Genomic DNA, 4,348 nt, shown 5'->3' with positions numbered 1-4,348 from the left:
TTACTCGTTAAAACTAAGCGATGATATTTACGACTTGCTTGGCGATGATGACTGGAATGTTGGCACAGTACAAAAGAACAGTTATGTAGCGGGCTTTGCCGGTGCGCAATCCAAACAAAAAATAAATGATGGGATGCTGCTTGGTGTACAATCACTTGGTCGTGGCTCGGTAGTGTATATAGTAGATGACCCATTGTTCCGCAGTTTTTGGGAAAATGGTAAGCTGCTGTTTAGTAATGCCGTGTTTATGGTGGGGCAGTAGGGTTGTTTGCCGTAGGCGGTTAGCAGTTTGCAGGAGCGCTAAAGTTTTAAAAAGAAAGGCGATGGGTTTCAATCCATCGCCTTTCTTTTATGTGCTAACTGCCCACTACAAACTGCAAACTTAACCTCCGCTTTTCACCCGCCCTTTTTCATCTTCGGAACCGGTTTGGTGTTCGCGGGCTTTAATTTTGCTATTGCCAAAATTGTAGGTGAATGTTATGCGACCAATACGCGTTTCGTTCTTTTGCACCAGGTTTAAATTAGTGTCAGAGTAGTTGGTGCTTACCCTGCTTTTGCGGGTATTAAACACATCGGTTACAGCCAGTTTTATATTCATCTTTTTCTGATAGAACGAGTGGCTCAACCCAGCATCAATTGCATATTGCGATTTGATTTTAAAGATGCTGTAGCTTTGGGCCGACTCATAATTAGCCGAAATTTCTAACTTGTATCCCGGTACCACGAAGGTTTGCGTGGCGCGGCCCTGGAAAGCCGCCTGACCGTTGTTTAACATCTGCCCCAACAGCACCGCCGATTTAAACTTTTGGTAAAAACCGTTCACATTAACGTTTCCAGTCCACCATTTGGTAATAGTGTAAGGCGAATTGATATTGATGTTGTAGTTATCCCGTGTTTGCAGGTTCTCGTTGGTTTGGAAGGTTGCTTTTTTAACAGTATCGGTATATAAAACATCAACGCTTGCATCGGTAGTACGGCTGTAACCAAGGGTTACATTTATGGTTTTATTATAGGTGTAATTAATTTCGAAGGTGTTGGTGTACTGCGGTTTCAGGAAAGGGTTGCCTTTTTCGTAAGTGTATTGGTCCAGGTAGTAAATGAATGGGTTAAGGTTATCATAGCTTGGGCGGTCTATCCGGCGGCTGTAGTTAATTCCCACCTCATGTTTGTCTGACAGGGTTTGGTTAATGAACACACTCGGGAAGAAATCCAGATAAGAACGATGAACTACCTGGTTGTTTGTGATCAAATTACCGGTAGAAATGGTATTCTCGGCACGTAACCCCGCTTGTATGGTTGTTTTTTTGAAGGTTTGCCCAAGGTTTATGTAGGCCGCGTTAACTTTTTCATCATAAACAAAACGGTTGGTGCGAGATGTATCATTTACAAATACGCCGCCTTGTTGTATCTCGGCGCGCAGGTCGTTATCCGTTTTTACAGAGCTGAATTTTACACCGGTTTCCAGCTTAAGGCTTTTACTAAGCGGGTAAGTGTAATCTGCCTTGGCGGTATATATGCTGATGGTAGATGGCGTTTGGTTGCGCAAAAATAGCGATGGCTTTTGTACGCTGCCGTTGGGCGAAAAAAAGTAGGTGTCGTAATTAGCGAATGAATTGTTCTTGAATTTAGAATAATCCAGGTCAATGCTTAGCTCCTGCCCATTGGTATCAATAGCCAGTTTATCATTCAGATTAACAGCAACATTGCGATAAGTTTGTTTAATGCCGGTAAGCGTGTTCTGGAACGAATCTATCCCCATGGGCTGCGAACCGACGTTAGTCCTGCTGGTATTGTTATTAACCTCGTTAGTGTAATCGCCGCTTACCACAAAACCCAGGGTATTTTTTGTAGATGTATTATAGTCGGCACCAACGCGGTAGTTGTTATAGTGTACCGGCCTTTTCATGAGGGTGTTTTGTGTGAAATAACGTGTTGTTGGTCCGCTTACTACCGTTCTGTTAATGTCTAATACGTTTTGCCGGGTAATATCGCCACGGCTAAGCGTACCAAACAGGTTAAGGTTGCCTGTTTTATGGTTTATGGTAAGGCTTGTATTGTCTCTAAAATTTTTCCAATAGCCTATGCCGGCAGTTAAGCTGCCGTTGGTGCCGCTTTGTTTATTCTTCTTTAGTTTGATATTGATGATGCCTGAGTTACCTGAGGCATCGTACTTGGCAGATGGATTGGTAATGATCTCGATAGATTGGATAGTGCTGCCATCAGTAGAACGTAATAATGCAGCTAACTGGGTAGATGACAGGTAGGTGAGTTTATCGTTTATCATAACGGTTACACCCTGTTTACCTTTAAGGGTAATGTTATCATCTTTATCGATAGTAACACCCGGCGCGCGTTCTAATATCTCTAATGCGTTATTGCCTGCTGCAAGTACGCTGTTCTCCACGTTCATTACGGTGCGGTCGAATTTACGCTCGATAAGTGGTTTTGATGAAGTGATAGTTACACCCTGCAAATTACGGCTGCTTTGCTGCATCTTTATAACCGGGGCGTTGATCACATCGTCCTCCACATCAAGCACAGGGCTAAAGGTTGGCTGGTAACCTACGGTTGTAGCTTTAATGATATAGCGGCCTGATATAACATTATCAAACCAGTATTTACCGGCATCGTTGGTAAGCGTGCTTTTAACAACAGATGAATCTTTACCCCTTAACAAGGTTACTGTTGCGTAATCCATTGGTTTTGCCTGCTCGTTTTGTAACTGGCCGGCTATGCTACCCGCTGTTGGCTTAGCTCCCTGTGCGTTAGCGGCTACGGGGGCTATTAATAGGAGTATTATATATAGTAGTTTAGTGATGTGTGCGTTCATGGTGTAAAAAATTAGGCAATAAAATTCCTGCGTGGGTTGTTCCCTCGTTTTTTTAACAGGCATTAAATTTTGTTTAGATCTTGCGGTTAATCCGCGGGGCTTATATTATATATAGTGTAGATGTTTGCATAGGTACAGGGTTTATGTTGTATGCCGCCATACAGTGGCATGTGATTGTTAATTTATAGTAAGATGTTAGGTTGGGGTAAAAGGTTACAGAAAAAGTTTAATTTTTACTCTGTGGGGAAAAGCATTTCTGCAATATCCTGATATAGAAAGTACTGTATTCGCACCGGATTTGCCGGGCGTGGGCTTTTAACCACAGAAACATGCTTAGCATTGTTTGCTGCGGTAATATTTTTGATGCTGTTAATATTATAAAAAGGTAATATAAGCCCGCTGAATAACAGCAGGCTTATATATTTTATGATATTTTTCATTATTCCGGGTTTGCAATTGCTGCACTATCTGCAGCAGCCTTTTGTTTTGGTGTTTGTGGGAGTACCAGTGTATCAACCTTGCATTGCAATCCATTATCTGTCATAATAAATTTAGCAGATGATGCGCCATCTTTTTTATTTATCTCATTACAATCGCGCACACTTACATCCCTTACAAATCTATCTACCTGGTCGTCAATTACCACTTTCGAGTTTAATGGTATCTTAAGGGTAAGGTGTAACCTTTGCGCGCGCCATAACCTGTCAATTTGCTTCTCTAACCGGCGATTAAATTTCAACACGTTGCCCTCCTGTTTAAATTGATAGTTAGTGCCACGGGCATTGTATAAAGCATCTTCGTAATCGCTGCCACGGGCGCTAAATGATTCAACCAGTACCGGCTGTGCCACATCGCTTTTTTCAACATATATATCAATGTTTTTATCGGGCATGTCCATATTGTTATCGTCGTCATCATCTAAAATAACGCGGCCACTAAAATCTTCTTTAAGCCTTAGGCGTATACTATCTTCTTTTGTAAGGAACTTAATATCGTTCAGTTTTAAGTAATAGGTACTGTCGGCACTTGGTTTAATGTTAATAGTTTGGCTAAAGCTGGCATATTCTTTAAAGTCGGCAGATGTTTTGGCGGTGTAATATATTACTACACTTAAAGCAATCACCCACACCATTAATAACGTAGAGCCTGCAGTGCGGTTAATAACATTACCTTTAAATACAAAGTTGATAAGCGTTAGTATAATTGCCAGCAACGGAATAATTGCCATTAAAACAGCGCATACTATAAATATATTATTAACATGTTGGTCTGCAATATTAAAAGGGAATATATGGTATATGCCTATATTGTGGTTGCCATAAACAAAGGCCGATATCACCAATATAATAAGTGCTATGATACCTGCAAAGCAGCTTGCTATAAGTGCTATAGCTATCAGCTTACCAATAACTTTTCCGGCCCCGCCTAAAAAGTTACCAAAATGACTAAAAATATCGCCTGCAAAATCGCGGGTTTTATATATCAAGGGGCGGGCTTCGTTTTGGAAGTTATGAAGAT

Annotated in this window: 3 protein-coding genes and 1 pseudogene; 1 reads left to right on the top strand and 3 read right to left on the bottom strand. The window is 41.4% G+C overall.

Annotated elements, in window-relative coordinates:
* Positions 1-262 (top strand): annotated as a pseudogene (locus JWQ85_RS16565) (zinc carboxypeptidase); the annotation flags it as partial.
* Positions 263-382: 120 nt separating this feature from the next.
* Here JWQ85_RS16565 and JWQ85_RS16560 read toward each other — a convergent pair.
* The 3 genes from JWQ85_RS16560 to JWQ85_RS16550 form a co-directional block, all read right to left on the bottom strand.
* Entirely contained in the window at positions 383-2,830 is a 2,448-nt protein-coding gene (locus JWQ85_RS16560; RefSeq protein ID WP_299469961.1) for an outer membrane beta-barrel family protein, read from the bottom strand.
* Positions 2,831-3,063: 233 nt separating this feature from the next.
* Positions 3,064-3,270, bottom strand: coding sequence for a hypothetical protein (locus JWQ85_RS16555; RefSeq protein WP_299469959.1), 207 nt, complete (start codon positions 3,268-3,270; stop codon positions 3,064-3,066).
* Positions 3,270-4,348: hypothetical protein (locus JWQ85_RS16550; RefSeq protein ID WP_299469957.1), on the bottom strand; the 1,079-nt coding region annotated here is incomplete at its 5' end. The genes JWQ85_RS16550 and JWQ85_RS16555, both read right to left, overlap by 1 nt.

This window comes from Mucilaginibacter sp., from assembly GCF_028288105.1.
Taxonomy (GTDB): domain Bacteria; phylum Bacteroidota; class Bacteroidia; order Sphingobacteriales; family Sphingobacteriaceae; genus Mucilaginibacter.
This window is presented reverse-complemented; position numbering and strand designations above follow the sequence as displayed.